The sequence below is a fragment of the Bradyrhizobium sp. USDA 4472 genome, assembly GCF_054058595.1.
The window spans coordinates 430,341-456,054 of sequence record NZ_JBSSAM010000001.1 but is presented as its reverse complement, the minus strand read 5'-3'; the positions used below and the strand labels follow the sequence as shown (position 1 = coordinate 456,054).

The following is a 25,714-nucleotide window of genomic DNA, read 5'->3' as shown; positions in this document are numbered from 1 at the left end:
CGAACAAAGTGTCAAGATTGCTTGTCCTCGCTGAGGATGAATACAATTCCCGTCAGCGCTGCGCCAATCGCAAACGTCGTCACCAGAGTCGCGGCAAAAACGAATGCCGCCGAACGCCCGCTCTGGTTCAGCAACTCGGCGACCGCAGGATTGGCCAGGATGAGCGCGAGCGTGAATGCAAGACCGAGTGCCGCGCCCATCATCGCGTGCGTCATCAACTTGATGATGCCGGTGGAAGAGATGAGGCTTGACGATTTTTTTGCGCGCATGGCTCTGCCGCTCGAACTGGCAGGCAAACGCGAGCGGCGATCGCGGGTTCCAGCCCCGTGAAAGAATTGTCACGACCCGCTTCATCCGGCGTTCATCCGGGCCTTGCGAAGATGGATCACCGTCAACACGGGAACATTTGATATGGGTAAAGTGGTCTTTCTCTATCGCTCGTTGGCGTACCGTAACGCGGCGGCCGACATGCTGCGCAAGGCGCGCAAGCTGCCGCGCGGTGCCGAGCGCAGCGCCGCCCGCCGTTATGCGACGGCCTTGCGCGATCTTGCGCAGACGGAAGCCTGGCTCGAGGGGCGCGTCGCCGACGAGCCGCGGCCGATGCCGCGATTGAAACTCGCTGCGTCGCGTTAACCGGAGGCGCGCTGAAGCTCCAGAGAGTCGCTGGCTTCGAACTTGTCCTGCGCTTCCGATGTTGCCGCGCTCTTGCGCGTCAACGGAACGTCGAGGCGGCACAACAGGCCCTCCGGACGCCAATCAAATTGCGCCTGTCCGCCGAGTTGGGATTCCACACTGGCCAGCAGGCTTCTCGTTCCGAAGCCACGCGCTTTCGGCGCTCTGACCCGGGGACCGCCGGTTTCTTCCCAAGTCAAGGTGAGGAGATCGTTCTCGGCCTGCCAGCCGATCGTGAGCCGTCCCGACCGTGTCGAGAGCGCGCCATACTTCGCCGAATTGGTGAAGAGCTCGTGCAGCGCCAGCGCCAGTGTCTGCGCCGTCGCCGGCAGCAATTGCACCTCCGGGCCCGCAAACTTGATCTGTCCGCCCACCGAGTAGGGTGCAAGCTCCTCCTCGATCAGCCTCGATAGCTCGGCGCCCCGCCAGCTCGACAGCGACAGGATGGTGTGCACGCGCGCGAGCGCGTTGATGCGGCCCTCGACCGCGTTGACATAAGCCTTGACCTCGTCGGCGCGGGTCAGGCGCACGATCGACTGTGCGAGCGCGAGTGCGTTCTTGGCGCGATGATCGACCTCGCGCGCCAGCAGGTTCTGTCGCTCCTCGGCGCGCTTGCGTTCGGTGATGTCGACCGTGACGCCGCTCACCCGCACGACGCGGCCGTTGGGATCGACGGTTGCGGCCGCCGTGCCGACGCACCAGCGCACCTCGCCATCAGGCCGGCGAATACGAAACTCGCCTTCATAGGCGTGAGAGCCGGTGTTGAAGGCGGCAATGGCCCGGCTGAACTGGTCGGCGTCGTCGGGATGCAGCAGTGCCTGGACGCTGGCCGAGGTGACGTTGAAGGTCTCCGGCGTCACGCCGAAAATGCGGTACTGGCCCTCGTCCCACATCCAGTCGCCGTTGATCCAATCCCAATCCCAGGATCCCATCTTGCCGGCAGCGATCGCCATGCTGCGACGCTCTTCGCTCTCGCGCAGCTTTGCGGTGGAATTCTCGAGCTCAGCCGTGCGGGCGCGGACGCGATCCTCGAGATCCTGGTTCAGCCGTTCGAGCTCGCGCGTCTTGCGGTACAGCTCGGCAAACACCTTGACCTTGGCACGCAGCACCTCCGGTATGACAGGCACCGGCACGTAGTCGACCGCGCCCATCTCGTAGCCGCGCAAGCGGTCGATGTCGCTGACTTGAATCGCCGAGATGAAGATCATCGCAGTCTTCTGGAAGCGCGGATGCTCGCGGATCATCGCGGCGAGCTCGAAGCCATCGAGCTCGGGCATGCAGACGTCGACCAGGATCACCGCGATCTCGGTCTTGAGCAGCACCTCCAGCGCCTCGCGGCCTGACGAGGCGATCACGAGGTTCTCGCCGAGTTCCTTCAGGATCACCTCGTAAGCAAGCAGCTTGGCCGGCTGGTCGTCGACGAGGAGGATATTGACCTTTTCATGGTCCATTCGCGGATCCCACTCAGCGATGCAGCCACATGCGGATTGCAAGCAGCAATTGATCGGTATTGACGGGCTTTGCCAGATAATCCGAGGCGCCGGCCTCCAGGCATTTTTCGCGGTCGCCCTTCATCGCCTTCGCCGTCAGCGCGATGATCGGCAGGCGCAGGAACGACGGGTTCTCCCGGATCACGCCGATGGTCTGATAGCCATCCATCTGCGGCATCATGATGTCCATGAGCACGATGGCGATTTCAGGGTTGGATTCGACCAGCGTCACCGCCTCGCGGCCGGTGGTCGCCGTCAGCACTTTCATGCCGCGGCGCTCCAGCACGCTCGATAGCGCGAAGATGTTGCGGGCATCGTCGTCGACGAGCAGTGCGGTCTTGCCGATCAGATCCTCGTCGGAACTATTCAGCTTCTCCAGCATGCGCTGCTTCTCGACCGGCAGCTCCGTGATCACGCGATGCAGGAACAACGCAGTCTCGTCGAGCAGGCGCTCGGGCGATTCCACGCCCTTGACCACGATGCTGCGCGCCATGGTGTGGAGTTCGGCATCCTCTTCCGCGGAGAGTTCACGGCCGGTGAACACCACCACGGGAACGTTCGACAGCGCATCGTCGCGACGGATCTGGTCCAGCACCTCGAAGCCGCTCATGTCGGGCAGCCTGAGATCGAGCACCACGCAATCGCAGGGCACCTCGCGCAGCGTCGAGAGTGCGCCGGCACCGGTGTCGGTGGTGACGATCTCGATGTCGTCGTGATGCAGCAGCTCCCGGATCGACAGCTGCTCGGCTGCGTTGTCCTCGACGATCAGGAGCCGCTTGCGCCTGGGACGCGCATATTCCTTGATTTGGGTCAGCGCCGCGGCGACGCCCTCGGTCGTCGTCGGCTTGTTGACGAAGGAGAACGCGCCGCGGGCCAGCGCATGCTGGCGGTCCTCGTCGAGGGTAATGATCTGCACGGGAATGTGGCGCGTCAGCGGGTTGTGCTTGAGCTGGCTCAACACCGTCCAGCCGAGCATGTCGGGCAGGAACACGTCCAGTGAAACGGCGCTCGGCTGGTATTGCTTGGCAAGCTCGAGCGCTTCGGCGCCGCGCGCGGCCACGAGCACCTTGAACCCCTTGTCGCGTGCAAGATCCACCAGGATGCGGGCATAGTGCGGATCGTCCTCGACGATCAGGAGGATGCTGTCGCCGGGTTCGAGATTGAGCCGGTCGTCGGGTAGCTGCTCGATGACGCGTTCGGGCGCAGCGGCGATCGGCTGAAGCGCCGGCGTCTGATTGTATTGCTGCGGTGCCGGCGTCGCGCGGGGCGCCAATGTCGGGCCCGAATATTTCAGCGGCAGATACAGCGTGAAGGTCGAGCCTATGCCCGGGGAGCTGCGCAGATGGATCTCGCCCCCGAGCAGGCTCGCGAGCTCGCGGCTGATGGCAAGGCCGAGACCGGTGCCGCCGTATTTGCGGCTGGTGCCGGCATCCGCCTGCTGGAACGCCTCGAAGATCAGCTTTTGTTTCTCGGGCGGAATGCCGATCCCGGTATCGGAGACCTCGAAGGCGATGACGGCCGGCGCAGAGTTCAGCACCGGATGATCCGTGCTCCAGCCGCCGAGCGCGCCGGCGACCTTCAGCCGTACCTCGCCTTCGGCGGTGAACTTGAAGGCGTTGGAGAGCAGGTTCTTCAACACCTGCTGCAAGCGCTTGGAGTCGGTGACGATGCTGCGCGCCAGGTTCGGATCGACGTCGATCTTGAACGAGAGATTGCGGTTCTCCGCCTCGTGGCGGAACGGCCGCCCGACCGTCTCGAGCAGGTTCGTCGTGAGGATTTCCTCGGCGTCAACAGTCACCGTGCCGGATTCGATCTTGGAGAGATCGAGAATGTCGCTGATGAGGTTGAGGAGATCGGTGCCGGCGCCGTGGATGGTGCGGGCGAACTCGACCTGCTTGGCGGAGAGGTTGCCGTCCGGATTGTCTGTGAGCTGCTGGCCGAGGATCAGGATCGAATTCAGCGGCGTGCGCAGCTCGTGGCTCATATTGGCCAGGAATTCCGACTTGTACTTCGAGGTCAGGGCGAGCTCGGTCGCCTTTTCCTCGAGCGCGCGGCGGGCCTGCTCGATTTCCTGATTCTTGCGCTCGACCTCGACGTTACGCTCGGCGAGCTGCTGGGCCTTCTGCTCGAGCTGGTCGTTGGTCTGCTGCAATTCGCGCTGCTGCGTCTGCAGCTCGCCGGCGAGCTGCTGCGACTGCTTGAGCAGGCCTTCGGTCTGCATGGTCGCTTCGATCGAATTGAGCACGATGCCGATGGAGTCCGTCAGCTGCTCCAGGAACGTCATCTGCGACGTTGTGAACGTGGTGAGCGAGGCGAGCTCGATCACCGCCTTGACCTGGCCCTCGAACAGCACAGGCAGCACCACGAGGTTCTTCGGTGCGACGCGGATCAGCGCCGAATTGATCGGCACCACGTCGGCGGGAATGTCGGCGACCACGCGGGGACGCCGGTCGAGCGCGCACTGGCCGATCAGGCCGTCGCCGAACGGCAACACGCGTGGATAGGGATAAACGCCGTCGCCGGCATACGAGGCGAGCAGCAGCAACTGCGGATTGTCCTCGCTCTCGACCTGGTAGATCACGCCGGTGTGTGCGTTCACCAATGGCGACAGCTCGGTCAGCAGCAATCGGCCGACGGTGGTCAGATCGCGTTGGCCCTGCAGCATGTTGGTGAATTTTGCGAGGTTGGTCTTCAGCCAATCCTGCTCGGTGTTCAGCTCCGTCGTCAGACGGAGGTTCGTGATCATCGTGTTGATGTTGTCTTTCAGCTCGGCGACTTCGCCGCGGGCGTCGACCTGAATCGACCGCGTCAAGTCGCCCTTGGTCACGGCGGTCGCCACTTCCGCGATCGCGCGCACCTGCGAGGTGAGGTTGGCTGCCAGCAGGTTGACGTTGCCGGTGAGATCTTTCCAGGTACCGGCCGCGCCGGGCACGTCGGCCTGACCGCCCAATCGACCTTCGACGCCGACCTCGCGCGCCACCGAGCTCACCTGATCGGCAAAGGTCGCGAGCGTCTCGGTCATGTTGTTGATGGTGTCGGCGAGCGCCGCGACTTCGCCCTTCGACTTCACCGTGAGGTTCTGCTTGAGGTCGCCATTGGCGACCGCGGTCACCACCTTGACGATGCCGCGGACCTGCTCGGTCAGGTTCGCCGCCATGAAGTTGACGGTATCAGTGAGATCCTTCCAGGTGCCGGCCACTCCGGGCACCTGCGCCTGACCCCCGAGCTCGCCTTCGGTGCCGACTTCGCGCGCCACGCGGGTGACTTCACCGGCAAAGGCGTTGAGCTGGTCCACCATGGTGTTGATGGTGTTTTTCAGCTCGAGGATTTCGCCCTTCACGTCCACGGTAATCTTGCGCGACAAGTCCCCGCGCGCCACGGCGGTGGTGACTTCGGCGATATTGCGGACCTGCGTGGTGAGGTTTGCGGCGAGCAGATTGACGTTGTCGGTGAGGTCCTTCCAGGTGCCGCCGACGCCGGGCACGACGGCCTGACCGCCCAGCCGGCCTTCGGTGCCGACCTCGCGCGCGACGCGCGTCACTTCGGCGGCGAAGGAGCGGAGCTGCTCCACCATGGTGTTGAGGGTGTCCTTGAGCAGCAGGATTTCGCCGCGCACGTCCACCGTGATCTTCTTGGACAAATCGCCGCCGGCGATCGCGGTCGCGACCTCGGCGATGTTGCGGACCTGGGCCGTCAGGTTCGAGGCCATGAAGTTGACGTTGTCGGTGAGGTCCTTCCAGGTGCCGGCAACCCCCGGCACTTCGGCCTGGCCGCCGAGCTTGCCTTCGGTGCCGACCTCGCGTGCGACGCGCGTGACTTCGCCGGCAAAGCCATTGAGCTGGTCCACCATGGTGTTGATGGTGTTTTTCAGCTCGAGGATTTCGCCCTTCACGTCCACGGTGATCTTGCGCGACAAGTCGCCGCGCGCCACGGCCGTCGTCACCTCGGCGATGTTGCGGACCTGCGCGGTGAGGTTGCCGGCCATCGAATTCACGGAGTCCGTCAGATCCTTCCAGGTGCCGGCGACGCCGGGCACGTTGGCTTGGCCTCCCAAACGTCCCTCGGTGCCGACCTCGCGCGCGACGCGCGTCACCTCGCCGGCGAAGCGGTTGAGCTGGTCGACCATGGTGTTGAGGGTGTCCTTCAGCTGAAGGATCTCGCCGCGAACGTCCACCGTGATCTTGCGCGAGAGGTCGCCGCCGGCGATCGCGGTCGCGACCTCGGCGATGTTGCGGACCTGGGCCGTGAGGTTACCCGCCATCGAGTTCACGTTGTCGGTGAGATCCTTCCAGGTGCCGGCGACGCCCGTCACCTGGGCCTGACCGCCGAGCTTGCCTTCGGTGCCGACCTCGCGCGCGACGCGCGTGACTTCGCCGGCGAAAGCGTTGAGCTGGTCCACCATGGTGTTGAGCGTTTCCTTCAGCTGAAGGATCTCGCCCGATACGTTCACCGTGATCTTCTTGGACAGATCGCCCTTGGCGACGGCAGTGGCGACCTCGGCGATGTTGCGGACCTGACCGGTGAGGTTCGAGGCCATCGAGTTGACGGAGTCGGTCAGATCCTTCCAGGTGCCGGCGACGCCGCGCACCTGGGCCTGACCACCGAGCTTGCCTTCGGTGCCGACCTCGCGCGCGACGCGCGTGACTTCGCCGGCGAAGGCGTTGAGCTGGTCCACCATTGTGTTGATGGTGTCTTTCAGCTCCAGAATTTCGCCGCGCACGTCCACGGTGATCTTCTTGGACAAATCGCCGCCGGCGACGGCTGTCGTCACCTCGGCGATGTTGCGAACCTGTGCGGTCAGGTTCGACGCCATCGAGTTCACGCTTTCCGTGAGGTCCTTCCAGGTGCCGGCAACGCCGAGCACGTTGGCCTGGCCACCCAATCGTCCCTCGGTGCCGACCTCGCGGGCGACACGCGTGACTTCGCCGGCAAACGCATTGAGCTGGTCCACGCAGGTGTTGAGCGTCTCCTTCAGCTGAAGGATCTCGCCCGACACGTTCACGGTGATCTTCTTCGACAAGTCGCCGCCCGCGATCGCGGTGGCGACGTCGGCGATGTTGCGGACCTGCGCGGTCAGGTTCGACGCCATGAAGTTGACGTTGTCGGTGAGGTCCTTCCAGGTGCCGGCGACGCCCGGCACCTGCGCCTGGCCGCCGAGCTTGCCTTCGGTGCCGACCTCGCGAGCCACGCGCGTCACTTCGGAGGCGAAGGAGTTGAGCTGGTCCACCATGGTGTTGATGGTGTCCTTCAGCTCGAGGATTTCGCCGCGCACGTCGACCGTGATCTTGCGGGACAAGTCGCCGCGCGCCACGGCGGTGGTCACGTTGGCGATGTTGCGGACCTGTGCGGTCAAGTTACCGCACATCGCGTTGACCGAGTCGGTGAGGTCTTTCCAGGTGCCGGCGACACCTGGCACGATGGCTTGACCGCCGAGCTTGCCGTCGGTGCCGACTTCGCGCGCGACGCGCGTCACTTCGGAAGCGAAGGAGCGCAACTGGTCCACCATCGTGTTGATGGCTTCCTTGAGCTGAAGGATCTCGCCGCGGACGTCGACCGTGATCTTCTTGGACAAGTCGCCGTTGGCGACCGCGATCGTCACCTCGGCGATGTTGCGAACCTGGTTGGTCAGGTTGTTCGCCATCGAGTTGACGCTCTCGGTCAAGTCCTTCCAGACGCCGGTCACCTCAGGCACCTGGGCCTGGCCGCCGAGCTTGCCCTCGGTGCCGACCTCGCGCGCGACGCGCGTCACCTCGGAGGTGAACACGCCGAGCTGCTTGATCATCGTGTTGACGATGGTTGCCGATTGCAGGAATTCACCGCGCAGCGGGCGGCCCTCGACGTCGAGCTTGACGGTCTGGATCAGGTCGCCCTGCGCCACGGCCGCGACCGCGCGGGTCACCTCGCGGGTTGGCCACAACAGATCGTCGATCAGCGTGTTGACGGAGCCTTCCATGTCGGCCCAGGAGCCGCTGGCGAGCCCGAACTTCACGCGCTGCCGGGTCTTGCCTTCGCGTCCGACCACCTGGCCGACCAGCTCGAGCTGCTGCGCCATGCGCTGGTTGGCCGCGATGATGTCGTTGAGAGTGTCGGCAATCTTGCCGTCGATGCCGAGATAATCGCCGCTCATGCGCACCGAAAAATCGCCGCTGCGCATCGCCTGAAGCGCGAGCAGCAGTTCGGCCCGGGAATCCGGCTCCGAGGTGCCATTGGGTTTGGCTTTTGGGACGCGACGACCGGAGCGTGATGCTGTTCCGGAATCGAGGTCGCTCATTCTCATTTCCCCCGCAGGCGCCGGCCGAATCCAATGGCGTGACGCGACTGTTCAAATAGAGCGTCAGCCAAATTCGAAATCAAGCGCCACGGTTGCGACGCGAGGAATTGGAACTCGCCGTGCTCAGCCCGGCTAAAGTAACCGCGAGGGTTGCCGAGAGTTCCAATGGATTACGTAAAAATTCTCTCCCCTTAGCACGGGTTAAGATTGTTCCAATTCCGAAACTCCGGGTCTACTTGCCCAGGAACGCCCGCACGGGCCGGGAGGTTAGCTCGCAAAGACAGGGAGAGCTCAATGAAAGCCGGACTGGCCGTTCTCATCGCCGTACTGTTCGCCACCGGGGCGGCGCTCGCCCAGACCGGGGCGCCAAGCGGGCGCGGGGCCGTGACGGGCGATCCCGCGGCCAGCTCCGCCACCCCGCCAGCGGGCTCGCCAACCACGGGGACTGCCGCCCGGTCGAACCCCAGCGGCAGCGGCACGTCGACCTCCGGCGGGAAGGATGCAAATGGCGACGCCGGCCGGGACAGAATGCCCGACAGCGATCGCAACGTGCGGCCGACGAACCAGCAGCCTCATCCTGAGGACAACAAGTAAGGCCGCTATTTGTCGGCCATGGTGCGCTCCGCATCCTTCAGTTGGGAGCGGAGCGTCGGGAGCTGGTCGCGCGCGAAGGCTGCAAGGGCTGAATTGTCGGCGACCTTCAAATAGCGTTCGAGCAGGCTGATGACGGATTCATACTCGGGGATCTGCGCCGCATAGAAACTTCGGACGTAAGCCGGTCCCTCCGTGTCATCGGGCTTGGCGATGCCGACGCCGGCTGCTTTTGTCTTGCTGACGCGCGGTTCGGTCCCGATGGCGTCCTGAATCTGCTTCAATGCCTTGTCGCGCTTGAGCGCTTCATCGGCGCGGAGCGCGGCGAGGTTCTTGACCTCGGCATTGCCTTTGAGATCGGTGCTCTCCAGCAGGCCTTGCTGGAAGCGGCTGAACGCGTACAGGCCGCTGATGACGTCGGTTGCATCCGGCGCGCGATCGCCGCGGACTTGCTCGCCGGTGCTGTCGGCAAACGCCGCGGTGCTGATGAGGGCCAGGACAACGGCGATAAATATCCGCATGCGGACCAATGACCGCTGGTGCGCGAAGTTCCAGCGGACGTTACGATCCCGTAACGGCGGTTGCAGGGCAGGGGTTCAGTACCCACGTGTCGTCCATGAAACAGTCTGACATCTTCAGGGATAATGCCGAGAACTGCCTGCAACTGGCCGAGCGCTCGGAAGGGAAACCCGCCTATCGGCGCTATTTGCGCATGGCGGACGCCTGGACGGCTTTGGCCAAGGAGCAGGATTGGCTCGATGGCGAAGTCCCGCCCCTTAAGGTTGGAATCCTGGAAAGCCGGAGCGCCTGACCACTCTCTTTTTCGTGAATCTGCGTGTGAGGCCGCTCACGGAATGGGCGGCGCCGATCTACGATCATCCGGGAACGGTCGATCGCCTGATTTTTGTTTCCAGAAGGAGGTTTTCGCGATGACTCCACGTCTGGCACTTCTTTCATTCATCTTGGCCTTCGGTGTCTCGGTCGCGTTTGCGGCGGTGACGACGGTTCGCCAGGTGCATCACGAAAATGCATCCGTTGCGGTGCATTCGGCGCATAGTTAGCGCCCGCCTCTCTCGCGCTTCCCTCGGAACATTCGACGCGTCGAAGCGTAGGCGCTTCGACTATCGGAAGAAGCGAGAGGACATCATGGCACATTCCGACCAAGGCATCATCAAGGACAACCGCGCGGAGGAGCAGCCGCGCGACAAGCGGCGCGCGCAGACCGTGCACAAGACCGACCAAAAGGGATCGCCGTCGCGTGAGGCGACGCGCGATCCCAAGCTCAACGACGACACCAAGACGCCGGGCTCCGGCATGACATCGGACGATTCCGGAGCGGCGCCGAGCGGCTAATCAGGCGAGGAACGATTCCTCTGACGAGGAGTCGACAGATTGCTTCCGGTGACATGCCCCCGGTGCTCCGGAAGCAATTTCCAAGAGCGGCCCTGGCACGCCCCGTGCCGGGGCCGTTTGCCGTTCGCGGGATCAATCCTCGGAATCGCCGTTGCTTTGCACATGCCCGTCGGGCCCCCGGCCGAAGACGCCGAAATCGCTCGACTTGACGCCCGCGACGGCGTCGATGCCGGCCGCGGCCAGCCCAAGCTTGAGCAGTTCGCGGACTGCTGCCGCTCGCGTCGGCATGCGGTGCTTGAATCGGAAATCGTCGATGGCGGCCAGTTCTTCCGGTGCCAGCATGACCTGAAGGCGCTCGGCGCGAAGGTCGTTCATGGTCAATCACACAAATTGAGCCGATTGAGTAGCCTACTCAACGGACGAACTTGATGCGAGTTCCGCAAAACTCCGAAAGTTCGCTAGCTGAGTAACAATCTCAAGTAAATCAATGGGTTATTATTGAAACCAGTTGTGCCGTGGCGCATTCTCTAGGAAAGGGAGATAGGCCATGACAGACGAAGTCAGGTTACCCCGCAAGCTTGCCGATGAGCCGGAAGGATCAAAGCCGGTCCGTCCCAGTCACCAGAAGGTCATCGATCAGGTCGAGCGCTGGGCCAATAGCCCTGGCCTGCAGCCACCGAGGAAGGAAGATGCGAAAGCGGTCTGAGCCCCACACCTTCGAACAGCAACTCGACGGACAGAGACTGCGGCTCGAGCAGGAGTTGTCGCGCCTGTCGGAGGGCAGTGAGCGCGATGCCGTTGCCGCACGCATCGAGCAGCTTCAGATTGCTGCGGCGATGTACGATTTTCTGATGCCGCGGGACGAGCCTGTCACGCCTCACTGAGCGCGCTCTGAGCGTTCCGCCTGGACGCTGCGTGAAGTGATGCGGAGCTTTCGTCTCAACAACCATGCGGAGACCGAGACGACCGCCCAGGCCAGGATGGCGGCCACGAATGCCCCGATCGCGCTGGCCGCGACAAGAGCGTAGAAGGTAGCGGCGAACGCCACAAGACCAATGCTCCCCAAGCCGGCCCCCGCAGCATCGAGAGCTGCGGCCTGCTGCCCGCGCCTTCGCCCCGAGAGACCCGCCTTCTCCTTGGCCTGGCGCTCATGGCTTTCGATCAGCGTCGCGCTGGCGCAGAAGATCGCAGGGAGCGCGAGAAAGAGCCCTCCGACGGCGAGGCCAAAGCGTGCAGTCACGGCGCCCGCGAAAACCGTCGCCAATCCGCCCAGCAGGAAGCGAATGCCGTACTCGTACCACCGCTTTTGCTTCAGGGCCGACGATGATAGTTTGACCGGCATCAGGCGTTGCCCCCGAGGCCCGCGAGCAGACCGAAGGCGACCGCAAGCCACACGACTGACGCGACGAGGGTCGCAGGCAGCGCCGCGAGATGAAATCTCATCAGGAGATGGCAGACGGCGAGGCTGTAGCAGCCGAGGGCTATTGCCCCATAGATCATGGTCCAGCTTTCTGCCGCAGCATATCGGGGGCCGTGTTGGACGACGGCGATGCTCAGCGTGGCCAGCGCAACCGATGGCGCCGCGGCGAGGAGGCCGGCAAAGCTCTTGGGCCGCAAGATGTCGCCGAGAATTGCGAAGGCTGACACGATCATGCCGCCGGCGATGAAGCGGAGGAGATACTCGGTCATCGCCGAGCCCGGGACGCCATGCGTGATCGGCCGAGCGTGAGCGGACGTAGAATTCTCTCGATGGCGATGCCCAAGCTGAAGCCGGCCAGCACATCGCTCGCCCAATGCGCAAGCAGGACGACGCGCGTCAGCGAAAGCCCCACGGCGAGAGCGCGAACGATCCGCCGCGGCGCTGTCGGAAGCAGGCCAGCGGCGGAGGCGAGGGCGCCCATGTGGACGGCGTGGCCGGACGGAAATGCATCTCGCGATCGCCCCGACAAGGGAACCCCGTGGCAATGGCCCAGAGCCGTCAGCCGATCCGGCCGCGTCTGATCGAACACCGACTTCAGCACATGCGGCAGCGCGGCGGTGACCAGCGACACCAGCACGATGTGATTTGCGGTCGGACGCTGCCTGGGCTCGCGCAGCTGGGCATAGACCCATCCAGCCAGGGCAAGCCCCATCAAGACATGCTCATCGGCTCCCCAGGTCAGCGTCTCGGCTGCATGCTCCAGCTTCGCGTTTGTGTGGTTCGCGATCTCCGTGGCGATCGCATTATCCACGCGTGTCGGTGTTACGGTGAAGAGGGCCATTGATCCAATGTGAACGAGCTATCATCATGACAGTTGCGTTACGCTCGTGTGACAACGGATCTTCTGGCCCACCGGTTCCCTTATGGCTGCCCGGATCCACCGGCTGCGCCATACACCTGTCCCGTCGCATAGCTCGCATCGGCGGCCGCGAGCTGCACGTAAATCGAAGCGAGTTCGGCAGGCTGACCGGGGCGGCCGAGCGGCGTCATGCCGCCGAACTTTTCCAGCTTCTCCATCGTGGCGCCGCCCGACACCTGCAGCGGCGTCCAGATCGGTCCCGGGGCTACGCCATTGACGCGAATGCCCTTGGATGCGAGCTGCTTGGCCAGCGACTTCACGTAATTCATGGTCGCGGCCTTGGTCTGCGCATAGTCGTAGAGATCAGGTGAGGGATCATAGGCTTGCTCGGATGTCGTGCCGACGATGCATGATCCGGGCTTGAGATGCGGCAGCGCCGCCTTGATGATCCAGAATGGCGCATAGATGTTGGTTTTCATGGTCGCGTCGAAATCTTCCGACGAGACGTCGAGGATCGAAGCGCGCGTCTGCTGCCGCGCCGCGTTGTTGACGATGATATCGAGCCCGCCGAGGCCCTGCACGGCCCGCTCGACCAACGTCTTGCAGAAAGCTTCGTCCTTGAGGTCGCCGGGAATCGCAAGCCCGGTGCGTCCCTCCTTCTTGATCAGCGCGATCACCTCCTGGGCGTCCGGCTCCTCGGCCGGCAGGTAGTTGATGGCGACGTCGGCGCCTTCGCGCGCATAGGCGATCGCCGCAGCCCGGCCCATGCCGGAATCGCCGCCGGTGATCAGCGCCTTGCGGCCAGAAAGGCGGCCAGAGCCCTTGTAGCTGGTCTCGCCGTGGTCGGGCGGCGGCTCCATCTTGCCGGCCAGACCGGGCCACGGCTGCGACTGCTTCTTGAACGGCGGCTTCGGATAGCGGGTGACGGGATCGATCAGGTCCTGCTCGGCCATCGTGTTTCCTTTCGCTGTCGAAGATGCCAGCGAGGCCGCAGCGAGCGTGGCGCTCGCGGCCTGAACGATGTGCCGGCGGGATAGTGAGGTCTTGTCTTGCTGGGCCATGCTGCTCTCCGCGATGTCGCGATCTCAATGCGCCGGGAGCCGCAACGTTGCTGGGAAAGCAAGGACGCCGGCCGAGCCGGCGTCCTCGAGGGGCCCTTCAAAAAGATTACTTGGACTGACCGACGCTCGGCGCCTTGCCGAGTTCCCTGGCCATATCGAGATGGTGCTTGAGCGTCGGCAGGGTCTTGCCGGCCCAGTCCTTCAGCGCGGAATTGTCACCGCCCTTGGCGTAGCGATCGAACAGCGAGATCGCGTCCTCGTGTGCGCTGACCTGGTAGGAATTGTAGTCCGAGCTGAAATCCTTGCCCGAGGCGCTCTTGAGCTTGTCGAGCTTGCTCTGGTGCGAGCTGTCGAGCGCCGTCGGCAACGTGGCTTGCACCTTGCCATCATTGACGAGCGCCTTGAGCTCGCTGCTGGTCTTGGTGTGGTCAGTGACCATCTGTTGCGCGAAGGTTTTCTCCTGCGCGTTGCCCTTCTGCTCGGCGAGCTTGCTCGATTCGATCTCGAACATGTCGCTGATGGCGACTTCCTTGACGAAGTCAGCGGTGGCCGGCGCGACTCCCAGCGCGGAGTTGACGCCGGTCTTCTCACCGAGCGACTGGGCGAGGGCAGGGGTTGCGAGCAGCACGCAGGCGGCGACGATGATGGATCGTTTCACGGGCGGACCCTCCAGATTGAGCGCGGCCGTCAGGGCCGCGCGATGTTGCGCCGACCAACACCGCCTTGAGGCGGAGGTTCCTATCAGCTAATCCCTCGGATTCCGGCCGGTACGTCGGTTGATGGGATCGGTGGCCTTCCGGCGCAGCCGTTCCGGCAGGAACGGTTCGGCGGGGGTCGCCGTCGCTTCGGCGCGTACATCCGCGTGGTGCTGCGCCTGCTCATGCGAGGTGCGGTTGTCGTTGATCTGCCGCTTCACGTCGAGGCCGCCGACGGGGTCATTCACGCCATGCTGGGTGTCACGAAAATCGCTCATGGTTCACCTCGTTCCCGGGACATTGCGGGCGTCTTTGCTGAAACCAAGAACAGCGCGTTCCCGGCGATGTTCCTGCGTGGTCGCAGATGCCATCAGGAACGATCGCCCGTTCGAGCCCGTTGATTCACACATTGTCTGAGTGGAGAATCGAAATGTTGAATCAAGGTGAGCTGGACCGCAGCGAGATGGGCCGATTGATCGGCAGCGACAAGGTCGAGGGAACGTCGGTCTACGGCGCCGATCGCAACAAGATCGGTTCAATCGAACGTGTGATGATCGACAAGGTCAACGGCAGGGTATCCTACGCTGTGCTCGGCTTCGGCGGATTTTTGGGCCTCGGCAACGACCATTATCCCCTGCCGTGGCAATCGCTGAAATACGACACCGAGCTCGGCGGCTATGTCACCGGCATCACCGCCAAGTCGCTCGAAGGCGCCCCGAAATATGCTGAGACCAGCGATTGGAACTGGGGCGACGATGCTGCGCTGCGCGGGATCAATGCCTATTACGGCGTTCCCGTCGCCTGAACGTTTCTGCAGAAAGGAACATCGATGAGCAAGGAACGGCCCACTGACGATCCCCGGGATCGGACCGACTGGGGTTCGCACAGGCAGACGGACACACCCTGGAAGGGCACTCCGGAGAAAGAACAGGGATCGGACAAGGTAAAGCCCGACCTCGAGAAATGGCAGGAATCGAACACGCACTGATGAGTGCGCGGAGCTGGTGAAGCGCGGGCACCCCGGTGACGCGCTTCTTTTTTGCGCAATGCAATCACGAATAGCGGCGTGGCTCCCGAGCCGCGGAACCATGCTTCAATGCTGCGGTTAGGCCTCCCGGCGTGGGCGCACGGCCAGGCCGTTTGCCGAAAAAAGTCCCGATCGAGGTGCTCGCAGTGGATGCTCAAACCCGGGAGCATGGGCCGTCCGCGGAGCAACCGCAGAAGGTCGAAGCTCCGAAGAACTCGCCGGAATCAAAGCAGCCGACCAGGGAGCAATCGGGCAAGGCGGACAAGACGCCGTCGCTGCGCGACCGGCTTGCCGAGCACTGGTTGCTCGCAACCGTCGGCGCCATCGTGCTGATCGCAGCCTTGGTCGGCGGTCTGCTCTATTGGCTGGATGTCCGCCATTATGAATCGACCGACGATGCTTTCGTCGCCGCGCGCAGCTTTTCCGTGGCCTCGAAGGTCGGCGGCTACGTGACCGACATTCCGGTCACGGACAACCAGCACGTCGGCGCCGGCGATCTTCTCGCCAAGATCGACGAGCGCGATTACCGCATCGCCGTCGATCAGGCCGCGGCGCAGGTCGAGGTTTCCAAGGCCAACATTGCCAATGTCGAGGCGCAAATCGATTCCCAACAGGAGCAGATCAAGCAGGCGCAGGCCCAACTCGAACAGGCCCGGGCCCAGCTCCAATTCTCGCAGGAGGAATCCGCGCGCGCCCAGGATCTGGTCGAGAAGGGCGCGGGCACCGTGCAGCGCCAGCAGCAGACCCGCTCCGATCTGCAGGCCCAGCAGGCCAACACCGAACGCGCCAACACGGCGGTGATAGCGGCGCAGGTCGGCATCAAGACGCTGCAAGCCCAGCTCGAAGGCGCCAAGGCGCAGCTCGAGCAGTCGCAGGCGCAGCTCGATCAGGCCAGGCTGAACCTGCAATACACCAGCGTCGTCGCCGCGCAGTCCGGCCGCGTGGTCAAGCTCTCCGGCGCCAAGGGCACCTTCGTCACGGCAGGACAGAGCCTGATGATGTTCGTGCCTGACGAGGTCTGGATCGTCGCCAACTACAAGGAAACCCAGCTTGCCGACATGCGGCCCGGCCAGCCGGTCGAGATCCGCATCGATGCCTATCCCGCACGCAAGCTGACCGGCCATGTCGATTCCGTGCAGCCCGGCTCCGGCACCGCGTTCAGCCTGCTGCCGGCCGAGAACGCCACCGGCAATTACGTCAAGGTGGTGCAGCGCGTGCCGGTGAAGATCGTGGTCGACAATTGGCCAGCCGATCTGCCTGTTGGTCCCGGCATGTCGGTCGTGCCCTGGACCAGGGTGCGATGACGGACGCGACGCAGGACGGCGCATCCGCCGGAGGTTGGTCGCCGGAACGCTCGGCGGCCGGCGGGCACAATCCCTATCTCATTGCCTTCGTGGTCTCGATCGCGACCTTCATGGAGGTGCTCGACACCACCATCGCCAACGTCGCGCTGCGCCACATCGCCGGCGGTCTTGCCGTCGGCATCGACGAGAGCACCTACGTCATCACCAGCTATCTCGTCGCCAACGCCATCGTGCTGTCGATCTCGGGCTGGCTGTCGACCGTGATCGGCCGCAAGCGCTTCTACATGATGTGCGTGGCGACGTTTTCGGTGGCGTCGCTGCTGTGCGGCTTCGCCTGGAATCTGGAGGCGCTGGTGCTGTTCCGGATTCTCCAGGGCCTTGGCGGCGGGGGCATGGCCACCAGCGAGCAGGCGATCCTCGCCGACTCCTTTCCGCCGCAGAAGCGTGGACAGGCCTTTGCGATCTACGGCGTCGCCGTGGTCGTCGCGCCGGTGATCGGCCCGACGCTCGGCGGCTGGATCACGGACACCTACAGCTGGCACTGGGTGTTCCTGATCAACGTGCCGATGGGGCTGCTCTCGCTGTTCCTGGTCGGCACGCTGGTCAAGGAGCCGTCCGGCGCGGAAGAGGAGCGGCAGGAACTGCTGAGCAGGGGCCTGCGCGTCGACTATGTCGGCTTCGCGCTGGTCGCGATCGGGCTCGGCTCGCTCGAATTCGTTCTCGACGAAGGCCAGCGCAACGACTGGTTCGGCTCGAACATGATCATCGTCTTCGCGGTGCTGTCGGCTGTGTCGCTGCTCGCGCTGATTCCATGGGAGCTGACGCGTGAGGATCCGATCGTGGACCTCCGTCTGCTCGGCCGCCGCCAGTTCGCCGCCTGCTTCCTGGTCATGCTCGCCACTGGCGCGGTGCTGATCTCGACAACCCAGATTCTGCCGCAGCTGCTCCAGACCGAGTTGAACTACACGGCCACGCTGGCCGGACTCGCCTTGTCGCCCGGCGGGATCGCGACGTTGATATTGATGCCGGTGGTGGGCCGCCTCGTCGGCACGGTTCAGCCGAAATATCTGATCATGTTCGGTGCCGCCATCGTTGCACTGTCGATGTGGCATCTGACCGGAATCAATGGCGACATCACCTACGGCTATGCGGCGCTGTCGCGCATCTTCCTCGCGATGGGTCTGCCCTTCCTGTTCCTGCCGGTGACGACGGCGTCCTATGACGGTGTGCCGCCGGACAAGACCAACCAGGCCTCGGCGCTGATCAACGTCGCCCGCAACATCGGCGGCTCCATGGGTGTCGCGCTGGCGCAGACGGTATTGGCGCAGCGCCAGCAATTCCATCAGAGCCGGCTGATCGAGCACGCCGCGCCGTCCGATCTCGGCTACCAGCAGACCATCGATGCGATGACCCGGTACTTCCAGGCTCAGGGCTCGAATGCGAGTGATGCCGCTTCGCAAGCGGTGGCCTGGGTCGGCAAAACCTTGCAGCAGCAGGTCGACTTCCTCGCTTATATCGACGTGTTCTGGACGCTCGCCATCATCGCGGTGCTGATGATCCCGACGGCCGCCGTGCTGCGTCCGATCGATCTCGGCGCACCGTCGCGGGGGCATTGAGCTCCTTCCGTCATTCGAGCGCAGCGAAGCGATCCGGAGTCGCTCCGCGAAAGGACTCTGCCGCGTTCGCCTCGCAAGGACGATGGTGCGAGACGGAACTCACCCCACCGCTTCCTTCTGCCCCGGCCCCGCATGCACATGCACCTGTTTCGCATGCAGCGGTTCGCCGCATTCGGAGCACACCATGACAGGATCGAACAGCTTGCCGCAGGTCTTGTGCTGGTGCAGCAGCGGGCGGCCGCGCTCGTCGCCCATATGGGTGTCGCCCCAATGCACCATCGCCATGATGACAGGGTAGAACTCGAGGCCCTTCTGCGTGAGGATGTATTCGTAGCGTTTCGGCGCCTCGGAATAGGGCACGCGCCGCAGGATGCCGAAGCGCACCAGCTTCTTCAGTCGCTCCGAGAGAAGATGCCGGGTGATCTGGAGCGAGGACTGGAACGCCTCGAAGCGGCGCACGCGCAGGAAGCATTCGCGCAGGATCAGGAGCGTCCAGCGGTCCCCGACCACCGCCACGGTGCGCGAGAGCGAGCAGGGCTCTTCCTCCAGCATGTCCCACTTCATGATCCGGTCTCCGGCCTCGATCGCCTAAGTCTGAAAAAGGAACTGACTTGAATGATCAGCGATATTCTAAAACAAGCTTATCATCCGGGGCCTGAATTTGACAGTTCTATTTTAGAACTATAGCCTTCGCTCCAAGCACAGACTTTCACCGGAGGAGGCGACCTTGCCCAAGCGAAATGCGACCGTGGCCGTGATCGGGGCCGGCGATTTCATCGGCTCCGAGATCGCGAAGAAATTCGCAGCCGAAGGCTTTTCGATCTACGCCGGCCGCCGCAACGGCGACAAGCTCGCGGCGCTGGTGAGGGACATCGAAGCGGCCGGCGGCGAGATCCACGCGCGCTCGCTGGATGCGCGAAAGGAGGAGGAGATCATCTCCTTCCTCGACGACGCCGACAAGCATGCGCCGCTGGAGGTCTGCATCTTCAATGTCGGCGCCAACGTCAATTTCCCGATCCTCGACACCACCGAGCGCGTGTTTCGCAAGGTCTGGGAGATGGCCTGCTATTCCGGCTTTCTCGCGGGTCGCGAGGCGGCGCGGCTGATGCTGCCGCGCGGCGGCGGCAAGATCTTCTTCACCGGTGCGACGGCGTCCTTGCGCGGCGGCAGCGGCTTTGCCGCGTTTGCCAGCGCCAAATTCGGACTGCGCGCGGTGGCGCAGGCGATGGCACGCGAGCTTGGGCCGAAGAACATCCATGTCGCCCATCTCATCATCGATTCCGGTGTCGACACCGAATGGGTGCGGCAGCGTCGGCTCGAGTCGCTCGGGCCCAACGCGCTCGACAATCCCGATCTGCTGATGCCGCCCTCCGCGGTCGCCGATTCCTATTGGCAGCTCTATCAGCAGCCGAAGAGCGCCTGGACCTTCGAGATGGAGATCCGCCCGTTCGGCGAGAAATGGTGAACACGGCGCCAAAGTCCGGCTAGACTGATCTCGAGCAAAATTCTTGGAGGATCTGTAAGTGAAGACCGCGATCACCGAACTGTTCGGCATCGAGCATCCCATCATCCAGGGCGGCATGCATTTCGTCGGCTTTGCCGAGCTGGCCGCCGCCGTCTCCAATGCCGGCGGCCTCGGCATCATCACCGGGCTCACGCAGAAGACGCCGGAGCTCCTCGCCAGGGAGATCGCCCGCTGCCGTGACATGACCGACAAGCCGTTCGGTGTGAACCTCACCTTCCTGCCGACCTTTGCGGCGCCGCCTTATCCGGAATACATCGCAGCCATCGTCGAGGGCGGCATCAAGGCGGTGGAGACCGCGGGGCGCAGCCCGGAAGCATACATGCCTGCCCTGAAGGCTGCCGGCATCAAGGTCATCCACAAATGCACCTCGGTTCGCCACTCGCTGAAGGCCGAGCGCATCGGCTGCGATGCCGTCAGCGTCGACGGGTTCGAGTGCGGCGGCCACCCCGGTGAGGACGACATCCCCAACATGATCCTGCTGCCGCGCGCGGCGGAGGAGTTGAAGATCCCGTTCGTGGCGTCCGGCGGCATGGCCGATGGGCGCAGCCTCGTCGCGGCGCTGTCGCTGGGTGCATCAGGCATAAACATGGGCACGCGTTTCATCGCGACCAGGGAAGCGCCTGTTCATCAGAACGTGAAGAACGCGCTGGTGGCGGCGACCGAGCTCGACACCCGCCTGATCATGCGGGCGCTGCGCAATACCGAGCGCGTATTGAAGAACGCCAATGTCGATCGCCTGCTCGAGATCGAGCATGCCCGGGGTGACAAGCTCACGATCGACGACATCCACGACCAGGTCGCGGGCGTCTATCCCAAGATCATGCTGGATGGGCAGATGGATGCCGGCGCCTGGAGCTGCGGCATGGTCGCGGGACTCATCCACGATATCCCCTCCTGCAAGGAACTCGTGGATCGCATCATGGATGAAGCGGAACAAATCATCCGCAACCGTCTGATAGGGTTCCTGGATGGGACAGGTACGACGCGAAAGGTCGCGTGACACCGCCAAACTTCTTAACCAAGGCGGCAGTTGACCGCTGGAATTACGCGCGGCGCCTCCTAAATAGGAGCAAATTACTCCTTGACGATCAATTTCAGGAGGCGTCTGTGGTCCTGAAAAGCGTTCCCGTTGCGGTTGCCCTTGCGCTCGTGCTTGCGGTGGGCGGTTTCGCGCGCGCGGACGACTACAAGCCTGACGAATATTTTGGTCTCGATCTCTCCAAGGCGGTCCTGTCGCCGAAGCGGCTCGGGCCCGAGACGCAGTTCGCGCCGGTCGCGCTGGAGGCGAAGGGCGGCAACGAAGCACAGGCCCATGCCCAGCCCGTCGACGTGCCGAAGAAGGTTGCGGCCGAACGCGTGCACGTGTCGGAGCCGAAGATCGCTCGCACCAAGGGCACTCAGCCGCGCGGTGCAGCGCGCACCAGGCTCGCGCACCGCCACGGCAATCCGCTGGACGCGCAGGCGATGGACGCGCGCATCCAGACCTGGCCGTGCCGTTCCGGCGGCATCTGCAACTGGAAGCACTGAGCCGGTCCGAGACCGTCACCTCCGCGTCGCAAAACCGTCGGCGCGGAGTCAAGGAAACGTAAGCTAGCCGTCAAACGGCGCAGGCACCTTCCGTCGCGAATCGACGAAGGTCTCCTGAATGGCAACGCTCCGCGCCCCGGGCGCATGGACTCGGCGGCAGTTCTTGGTTCGCTCCGCGTCCTCACTCGCCACCGCCTCGCTCGCAAAACCTTCCATCAGTCGCGCCGCTGACCGCCCGCAGGTCACGGGCGGGATTCAATCCGGCGACGTCTCGGACGGCGCTGCCGTGATCTGGGCCCGTTCCGACCGGCCCGCCCGGATGCGGGTGGAGTGCTCGACCGTCGAGAGCTTCAGGACGATCATTGCGTCAGCGTCGCGCGACGCTCTGCCGGATGCCGATTTCACCGCAAAGCTGCGGCTCGACGATTTGCCCGCCGGGCAGGACATCTTCTACCGCGTGCGGTTCGACGACCTCGCGACCGGTCTCGCCGGCGAAAGCCGCGTCGGCCATTTCCGCACCGCGCCGCTTGCAGGACAATCAATCTCGTTCGTATGGTCGGGCGACGTCGCAGGACAAGGCTGGGGCATCGATAGCTCGCGCGGCGGCTATCGCAGCTATCGCACCATGCTTGAGAACCGTCCGGATTTCTTCATCCACTCCGGCGATCACATCTATGCCGATTGCACGATCCCGTGCGAGCAGAAGCTGCCGAACGGTGAGATCTGGCGCAATGTCGTGACCGAGGAAAAATCGGAAGTCGCGCATACGCTGGCGCAATTCCGTGGCAACTACAAATACAACCACCTCGACGAGAACTTCCGCGCGTTCCATGCGGAGGTGCCGATGTTCGCGCAATGGGACGATCACGAGGTCACCAACGATTGGTCGCCGACCGGCAGCTACGACGACGCCGGCTATGAGGACGACGGCACGCCGCGCCTGGTCGCCCGCGCCCGTCGCGCCTTCTTCGATTTCATGCCGATCCGCAATGTCGGCGCGCGGCCGGGGCGCGTGTATCGCGAGATTCCCTACGGCCCGCTGCTCGACGTCTTCATGATCGACATGCGCAGCTATCGCGACGAAACCTGGAACAAGGGCCATGATCATCGTGGCTGGATTCTGGGTGCCGAGCAGCTCGCCTGGCTGAAGCGCGAGCTCGCCGCCTCGCGCGCGACCTGGAAGGTGATTGCGGCCGATTTGCCGATTGGCCTGATCAGTCTCGATGCCGTGGCCCTCGGCGACGGCCCGCCTGACCGGCGCGAGCACGAGATCGCCGATCTGCTCGCATCCATCAAGCGCGCCGGGGTCCGCAACATCGTCTGGCTCACCGCCGACATGCACTACACGGCTGCCCACTACTATGATCCAAACAGAGCGCAATTCAGCGATTTCGAGCCGTTCTGGGAGTTCGTCTCCGGTCCGCTGCATGCCGGCACCTGGGGGCCGGGCGAACTCGACGACACGTTTGGCCCGGTCGCGATGTACCGGAACGGCGCCAGCGAAAGCCAGGGCGAGAACCTCGCGCCCTGCTTCGGCCTGCAATTCTTCGGCCGTGTGGACATCGACGGTGGGAGCGGCGTGATGACCGTGACCTTGAAGGACGTCGGCAACCGCGACCTCTGGTCGGTCGACCTCGTGCCGCAGCCGCAGGCCCGTCCGGCCGTGGTGGCGCAGCATTCGTGAGGGGCCGCTGGTTGTCCAACCTCTCCCGCGAGCGCGGGGCAATCGCACACGGTGTGCAGGATGCAGCATCGGCAGCGGGCTCCCTGTCCCGCAAGCGGGAGAGGCGGAGCCCGCGCACGATGCGTTCGTATGCGATGGCCTGCCCCGCAAGCGGCAGGGAGGCTCCTAACCCGATCTTGATTGGCCGTCACGTGCCTGTCGCGCTATGATGCCCGTTCCCGCCACCTCTTTTCCATCATCGAAGAGTCTGCTCACGCGGCATCGCCGCGTGCATCCGGCGGCTGGAATACCTCAGGAGCCTGTTCAATGGACCATCTGAAAACACGGGGCATCAGCATGCCCAAGCTCGGCCTCGGCACCTTCCGCATGCAGGGCGATGCCTGCCGCGATGCGGTCGAGGGCGCGCTGTCGATCGGCTATCGCCACATCGACACCGCCGAAATGTATGCCAACGAGGATGCGATCGGTGCCGCGCTCGCGACGGCCTCCGTGCCGCGCGGCGAACTGCATGTCACGACCAAGGTCTGGCACGAGAATCTCACGCCGGATGCGATCCGCCGCGCCTTCGATGCCAGCCTGACCAAGCTAAGGCTCGATCACGTCGACCTCTATCTCGTGCATTGGCCGTCGAGATCGGCGAACTGGGGCGCGGTATTCGAGGCGCTGATGAAGCTGAAGGAAGAGGGGCGGACGCGCGCGATCGGCGTCGCCAATTTCACCACGGCGCTGCTCAAGATCGCGGTCGAGGACGTCAGGGCGCCGATCGCCTGCAATCAGGTCGAATATCACGCGATGCTGGATCAATCGAAGGTGCTGGCCTATCTCAAGGCGACGTCGATCCCGCTCGTCGCCTATTGCCCGCTCGCGCAGGGACGTTTTGCGACCGATCCGGTGCTTGTCGAAATCGGCGCGAAGCACAATGCGAGCGCCGCGCAGGTCGCGCTGAAATGGCTGCTCGACCAGGACGGCGTCGCCGCCATCCCGAAGGCGTCACGCCGCGAGAGCCAGCAGGCCAATCTCGACGCCCTGAAGATCAAGCTGGACGATGCCGATCGCAAGAAGATCGCTTCTCTCCCGAAGGACAAGCGTTGCGTCAATCCCGGGTTCGCGCCGGCATGGGATTAGTGCCTTTTACCCTCTTCCTTGTGGGAGAGGTAGCTTTGCGAAGCCGGGTAAGGGGTCTCTATCCTTACGGACAATCTTTCGAATGGAAAGAACTCCTCATCCGGCGCTTCGCGCCACCTTTTCCCACACCCAGGAGCGCACGTGGCAGAACGCAGTCGGCCAAAGACTTGCGGGCGATTGAGCCTCCACAATTCAGCTGATACATGTTGGCTTGTGGCCCGCTGCTGACATTCACGCGAACCACCGCTGCGTCCGCTATCAGGCGTAGACCGGGCCGGCCCTGAAACAGGTTTGAAGTCGCAGTTTGACCCTGAACGGACATCTGCCCATCTACCCATGGGTCCCAATAAGCTGTAGATTGCCCACGATGTCCCGCTGATCGTCATCCCACGCGGCCGCCGGGGGGACCGAATGCATCAAGTGAAGCGGCGAGACGTCTTGGCTCTGCTCGGAAGCGTGCCAGCGGCATGGCCGCTGCTCACCTTCGCCGAGGCGCCCGAACGCATGCGGCGGATCGGTGTCGTGATGGCCTACGCGGAGGAGGACCCCAACGGGCAGATACAGATCGGGGCCTTCCGAGAACATCTACCGAAACTTGGCTGGATCGAGGGCAGCAATGTCACCATTGACGTTCGATATGCAAGGGGTGATCCGGCGCGCGCTCGGGAAATGGCTGCCGAGCTGCTCCGGCAGAGGCTCGACTTGATTGTGTCCAATTCCAACCTGGTCACTACCATACTTCAGACGCAGGTCCGCACGATCCCGCTTGTGTTCGTATCAGTCTCCGATCCTGTCGGTAGTGGCTTTGTCAAGGATCTGGCGAGGCCGGGTGGCAACATCACCGGCTTTGCCAATTTCCCGCCTTCCATGGGAAGCAAATGGCTGGAGAAACTGCACGAGGTGGCGCCGCAGGCCGAGCGCGTCGGACTGCTTCTGCACCCGGAGCCGCCAAATCTCGGGTATCTCAAGTCGGCTCAAGAGGCAGCGCCGTTGCTTAATTTGAGGCTGGTTGACCTCAGGGTGCATGACCGCGCCGAAATTGAAAGCGCTTTCACGACATTTGTAGGCGACGCTCGCAGCGGTTTGATCGTCGCGCCCAATATCGTCAGCTTCGCGAATAGCGCTCTCATTGTAGCGTTGGCCGCGAAGTATCGGTTGCCCTCGATTTATCCGTTTGCTTTTTTTGCCAGGGAGGGTGGGCTGATTTCTTACGGGTTCGACGAGCGCGAGCAATTTCGGCAAGGCGCCGTCTATGTCGATAAGATCCTAAGGGGCGCAAAGCCCGCCGAACTACCTGTGCAGTATCCGACGAAATTCGAGATTGTGGTCAATCTTAAGACCGCGAAAGCGCTTGGGCTTGATGTGCCTTTGCAAGTTCAGCAATTCGCCGACACCATCATCGAATGAGCCGGTCCAGCAATAGCGACCAACGTGATCGAAGGACGCGACGTCGCCTACTGGCCCATCGCTGACCTTCACGCGAACCAACACGGC

Annotated in this window: 27 protein-coding genes; 15 read left to right on the top strand and 12 right to left on the bottom strand. The window is 63.7% G+C overall.

All coding sequences use genetic code 11. The annotated features are described in order from the left end of the window. Window positions 1-11: 11 nt before the first annotated feature. Entirely contained in the window at window positions 12-269 is a 258-nt protein-coding gene (locus tag ACVWZ4_RS02125) for a hypothetical protein (protein ID WP_456702245.1), read from the bottom strand. A gap of 142 nt (window positions 270-411) precedes the next feature. Here ACVWZ4_RS02125 and ACVWZ4_RS02120 point away from each other — a divergent pair, with 142 nt between their 5' ends. Continuing rightward, window positions 412-633 carry a hypothetical protein gene (locus ACVWZ4_RS02120; protein ID WP_456702246.1) on the top strand — a complete coding sequence of 74 codons (222 nt, stop codon included), beginning with the start codon at window positions 412-414 and terminating at the stop codon, window positions 631-633. Here ACVWZ4_RS02120 and ACVWZ4_RS02115 read toward each other — a convergent pair. Together ACVWZ4_RS02115 and ACVWZ4_RS02110 are read right to left on the bottom strand one after the other, a co-directional pair. Further along, entirely contained in the window at window positions 630-2,123 is a 1,494-nt protein-coding gene (locus ACVWZ4_RS02115; protein ID WP_456739751.1) for an HWE histidine kinase domain-containing protein, read from the bottom strand. The genes ACVWZ4_RS02120 and ACVWZ4_RS02115 overlap by 4 nt on opposite strands. Window positions 2,124-2,136: 13 nt before the next feature. Continuing rightward, window positions 2,137-8,433, bottom strand: a complete 6,297-nt coding sequence (locus ACVWZ4_RS02110) for a HAMP domain-containing protein (RefSeq protein WP_456739750.1) — start codon at window positions 8,431-8,433, stop codon at window positions 2,137-2,139. 294 nt (window positions 8,434-8,727) lie between these two features. Here ACVWZ4_RS02110 and ACVWZ4_RS02105 point away from each other — a divergent pair, with 294 nt between their 5' ends. After that, window positions 8,728-9,027, top strand: coding sequence for a hypothetical protein (locus ACVWZ4_RS02105; RefSeq protein WP_456702249.1), 300 nt, complete (start codon window positions 8,728-8,730; stop codon window positions 9,025-9,027). Window positions 9,028-9,032: 5 nt separating this feature from the next. Here ACVWZ4_RS02105 and ACVWZ4_RS02100 read toward each other — a convergent pair whose 3' ends face one another. Further along, entirely contained in the window at window positions 9,033-9,545 is a 513-nt protein-coding gene (locus ACVWZ4_RS02100) for a DUF4142 domain-containing protein (protein ID WP_456737950.1), read from the bottom strand. Window positions 9,546-9,640: 95 nt separating this feature from the next. On the opposite strand from ACVWZ4_RS02100, the gene ACVWZ4_RS02095 reads away from it, so the two are divergent. Both ACVWZ4_RS02095 and ACVWZ4_RS02090 read left to right on the top strand, forming a co-directional pair. Beyond that, a complete protein-coding gene (locus ACVWZ4_RS02095; RefSeq protein ID WP_456763580.1) occupies window positions 9,641-9,835 on the top strand; it encodes a hypothetical protein in 195 nt (64 codons plus the stop codon). A gap of 335 nt (window positions 9,836-10,170) precedes the next feature. Next, window positions 10,171-10,377 carry a hypothetical protein gene (locus ACVWZ4_RS02090; RefSeq protein WP_456702253.1) on the top strand — a complete coding sequence of 69 codons (207 nt, stop codon included), beginning with the start codon at window positions 10,171-10,173 and terminating at the stop codon, window positions 10,375-10,377. 132 nt (window positions 10,378-10,509) lie between these two features. Here ACVWZ4_RS02090 and ACVWZ4_RS02085 read toward each other — a convergent pair whose 3' ends face one another. Further along, window positions 10,510-10,752, bottom strand: a complete 243-nt coding sequence (locus tag ACVWZ4_RS02085) for a hypothetical protein (RefSeq protein WP_456702254.1) — start codon at window positions 10,750-10,752, stop codon at window positions 10,510-10,512. Window positions 10,753-10,924: 172 nt separating this feature from the next. Between ACVWZ4_RS02085 and ACVWZ4_RS02080 the strand changes: the two genes are divergently transcribed. Both ACVWZ4_RS02080 and ACVWZ4_RS02075 read left to right on the top strand, forming a co-directional pair. Then, window positions 10,925-11,083: a hypothetical protein gene (locus ACVWZ4_RS02080; protein WP_456702255.1), complete on the top strand. Its 159-nt coding sequence runs from the start codon at window positions 10,925-10,927 to the stop codon at window positions 11,081-11,083. Beyond that, window positions 11,067-11,261: a hypothetical protein gene (locus ACVWZ4_RS02075; protein WP_456739748.1), complete on the top strand. Its 195-nt coding sequence runs from the start codon at window positions 11,067-11,069 to the stop codon at window positions 11,259-11,261. The genes ACVWZ4_RS02080 and ACVWZ4_RS02075 overlap by 17 nt, the downstream gene beginning before the upstream one ends. Here ACVWZ4_RS02075 and ACVWZ4_RS02070 read toward each other — a convergent pair. The 6 genes from ACVWZ4_RS02070 to ACVWZ4_RS02045 form a co-directional block, all read right to left on the bottom strand. Continuing rightward, on the bottom strand, window positions 11,255-11,719 hold the full coding sequence (locus tag ACVWZ4_RS02070) for a DUF3147 family protein (RefSeq protein ID WP_456789956.1): 465 nt from the start codon (window positions 11,717-11,719) through the stop codon (window positions 11,255-11,257). The genes ACVWZ4_RS02075 and ACVWZ4_RS02070 overlap by 7 nt on opposite strands. Beyond that, the gene (locus tag ACVWZ4_RS02065) at window positions 11,719-12,066 is read right to left on the bottom strand and encodes a DUF3147 family protein (protein WP_456737954.1); all 348 of its coding nucleotides are present in this window, start codon (window positions 12,064-12,066) and stop codon (window positions 11,719-11,721) included. Before ACVWZ4_RS02065 ends, ACVWZ4_RS02070 begins: the two co-directional genes overlap by 1 nt. After that, window positions 12,063-12,638, bottom strand: coding sequence for a phosphatase PAP2 family protein (locus ACVWZ4_RS02060; protein WP_456739746.1), 576 nt, complete (start codon window positions 12,636-12,638; stop codon window positions 12,063-12,065). The genes ACVWZ4_RS02065 and ACVWZ4_RS02060 overlap by 4 nt, the downstream gene beginning before the upstream one ends. Before the next feature lie 80 nt (window positions 12,639-12,718). Next, entirely contained in the window at window positions 12,719-13,609 is an 891-nt protein-coding gene (locus ACVWZ4_RS02055) for an SDR family oxidoreductase (RefSeq protein ID WP_456705201.1), read from the bottom strand. Window positions 13,610-13,823: 214 nt separating this feature from the next. After that, window positions 13,824-14,375, bottom strand: coding sequence for a DUF4142 domain-containing protein (locus tag ACVWZ4_RS02050; RefSeq protein ID WP_456702260.1), 552 nt, complete (start codon window positions 14,373-14,375; stop codon window positions 13,824-13,826). Between the two features lie 87 nt (window positions 14,376-14,462). Next, window positions 14,463-14,690 (bottom strand): hypothetical protein, encoded by a 228-nt coding sequence (locus ACVWZ4_RS02045; RefSeq protein ID WP_456702261.1) that lies wholly within the window; start codon window positions 14,688-14,690, stop codon window positions 14,463-14,465. 152 nt (window positions 14,691-14,842) lie between these two features. On the opposite strand from ACVWZ4_RS02045, the gene ACVWZ4_RS02040 reads away from it, so the two are divergent. The 3 genes from ACVWZ4_RS02040 (at window position 14,843) to ACVWZ4_RS02030 (ending at window position 18,359) form a co-directional block, all read left to right on the top strand. Further along, on the top strand, window positions 14,843-15,217 hold the full coding sequence (locus ACVWZ4_RS02040; RefSeq protein ID WP_456739745.1) for a PRC-barrel domain-containing protein: 375 nt from the start codon (window positions 14,843-14,845) through the stop codon (window positions 15,215-15,217). A gap of 368 nt (window positions 15,218-15,585) precedes the next feature. Next, window positions 15,586-16,743 (top strand): HlyD family secretion protein, encoded by a 1,158-nt coding sequence (locus tag ACVWZ4_RS02035; protein WP_456705202.1) that lies wholly within the window; start codon window positions 15,586-15,588, stop codon window positions 16,741-16,743. Beyond that, on the top strand, window positions 16,740-18,359 hold the full coding sequence (locus tag ACVWZ4_RS02030; protein ID WP_456739744.1) for a DHA2 family efflux MFS transporter permease subunit: 1,620 nt from the start codon (window positions 16,740-16,742) through the stop codon (window positions 18,357-18,359). The genes ACVWZ4_RS02035 and ACVWZ4_RS02030 overlap by 4 nt, the downstream gene beginning before the upstream one ends. A gap of 99 nt (window positions 18,360-18,458) precedes the next feature. Here ACVWZ4_RS02030 and ACVWZ4_RS02025 read toward each other — a convergent pair whose 3' ends face one another. After that, window positions 18,459-18,923 (bottom strand): winged helix-turn-helix transcriptional regulator, encoded by a 465-nt coding sequence (locus ACVWZ4_RS02025; RefSeq protein WP_456739743.1) that lies wholly within the window; start codon window positions 18,921-18,923, stop codon window positions 18,459-18,461. A 163-nt stretch (window positions 18,924-19,086) separates the two neighbouring features. Between ACVWZ4_RS02025 and ACVWZ4_RS02020 the strand changes: the two genes are divergently transcribed. The 6 genes from ACVWZ4_RS02020 (at window position 19,087) to ACVWZ4_RS01995 (ending at window position 25,627) form a co-directional block, all read left to right on the top strand. After that, on the top strand, window positions 19,087-19,824 hold the full coding sequence (locus ACVWZ4_RS02020; protein ID WP_456737957.1) for an SDR family oxidoreductase: 738 nt from the start codon (window positions 19,087-19,089) through the stop codon (window positions 19,822-19,824). 58 nt (window positions 19,825-19,882) lie between these two features. Then, complete coding sequence (locus ACVWZ4_RS02015) at window positions 19,883-20,884, top strand: NAD(P)H-dependent flavin oxidoreductase (RefSeq protein ID WP_456739742.1); 1,002 nt, start codon at window positions 19,883-19,885, stop codon at window positions 20,882-20,884. 107 nt (window positions 20,885-20,991) lie between these two features. After that, a complete protein-coding gene (locus ACVWZ4_RS02010) occupies window positions 20,992-21,411 on the top strand; it encodes a hypothetical protein (RefSeq protein ID WP_456739741.1) in 420 nt (139 codons plus the stop codon). Window positions 21,412-21,529: 118 nt separating this feature from the next. Continuing rightward, on the top strand, window positions 21,530-23,095 hold the full coding sequence (locus ACVWZ4_RS02005) for an alkaline phosphatase D family protein (RefSeq protein WP_456702268.1): 1,566 nt from the start codon (window positions 21,530-21,532) through the stop codon (window positions 23,093-23,095). A 306-nt stretch (window positions 23,096-23,401) separates the two neighbouring features. After that, the gene (locus ACVWZ4_RS02000) at window positions 23,402-24,220 is read left to right on the top strand and encodes an aldo/keto reductase (protein WP_456737960.1); all 819 of its coding nucleotides are present in this window, start codon (window positions 23,402-23,404) and stop codon (window positions 24,218-24,220) included. 411 nt (window positions 24,221-24,631) lie between these two features. Beyond that, window positions 24,632-25,627: an ABC transporter substrate-binding protein gene (locus ACVWZ4_RS01995; RefSeq protein WP_456737961.1), complete on the top strand. Its 996-nt coding sequence runs from the start codon at window positions 24,632-24,634 to the stop codon at window positions 25,625-25,627. Window positions 25,628-25,714 lie beyond the last annotated feature (87 nt).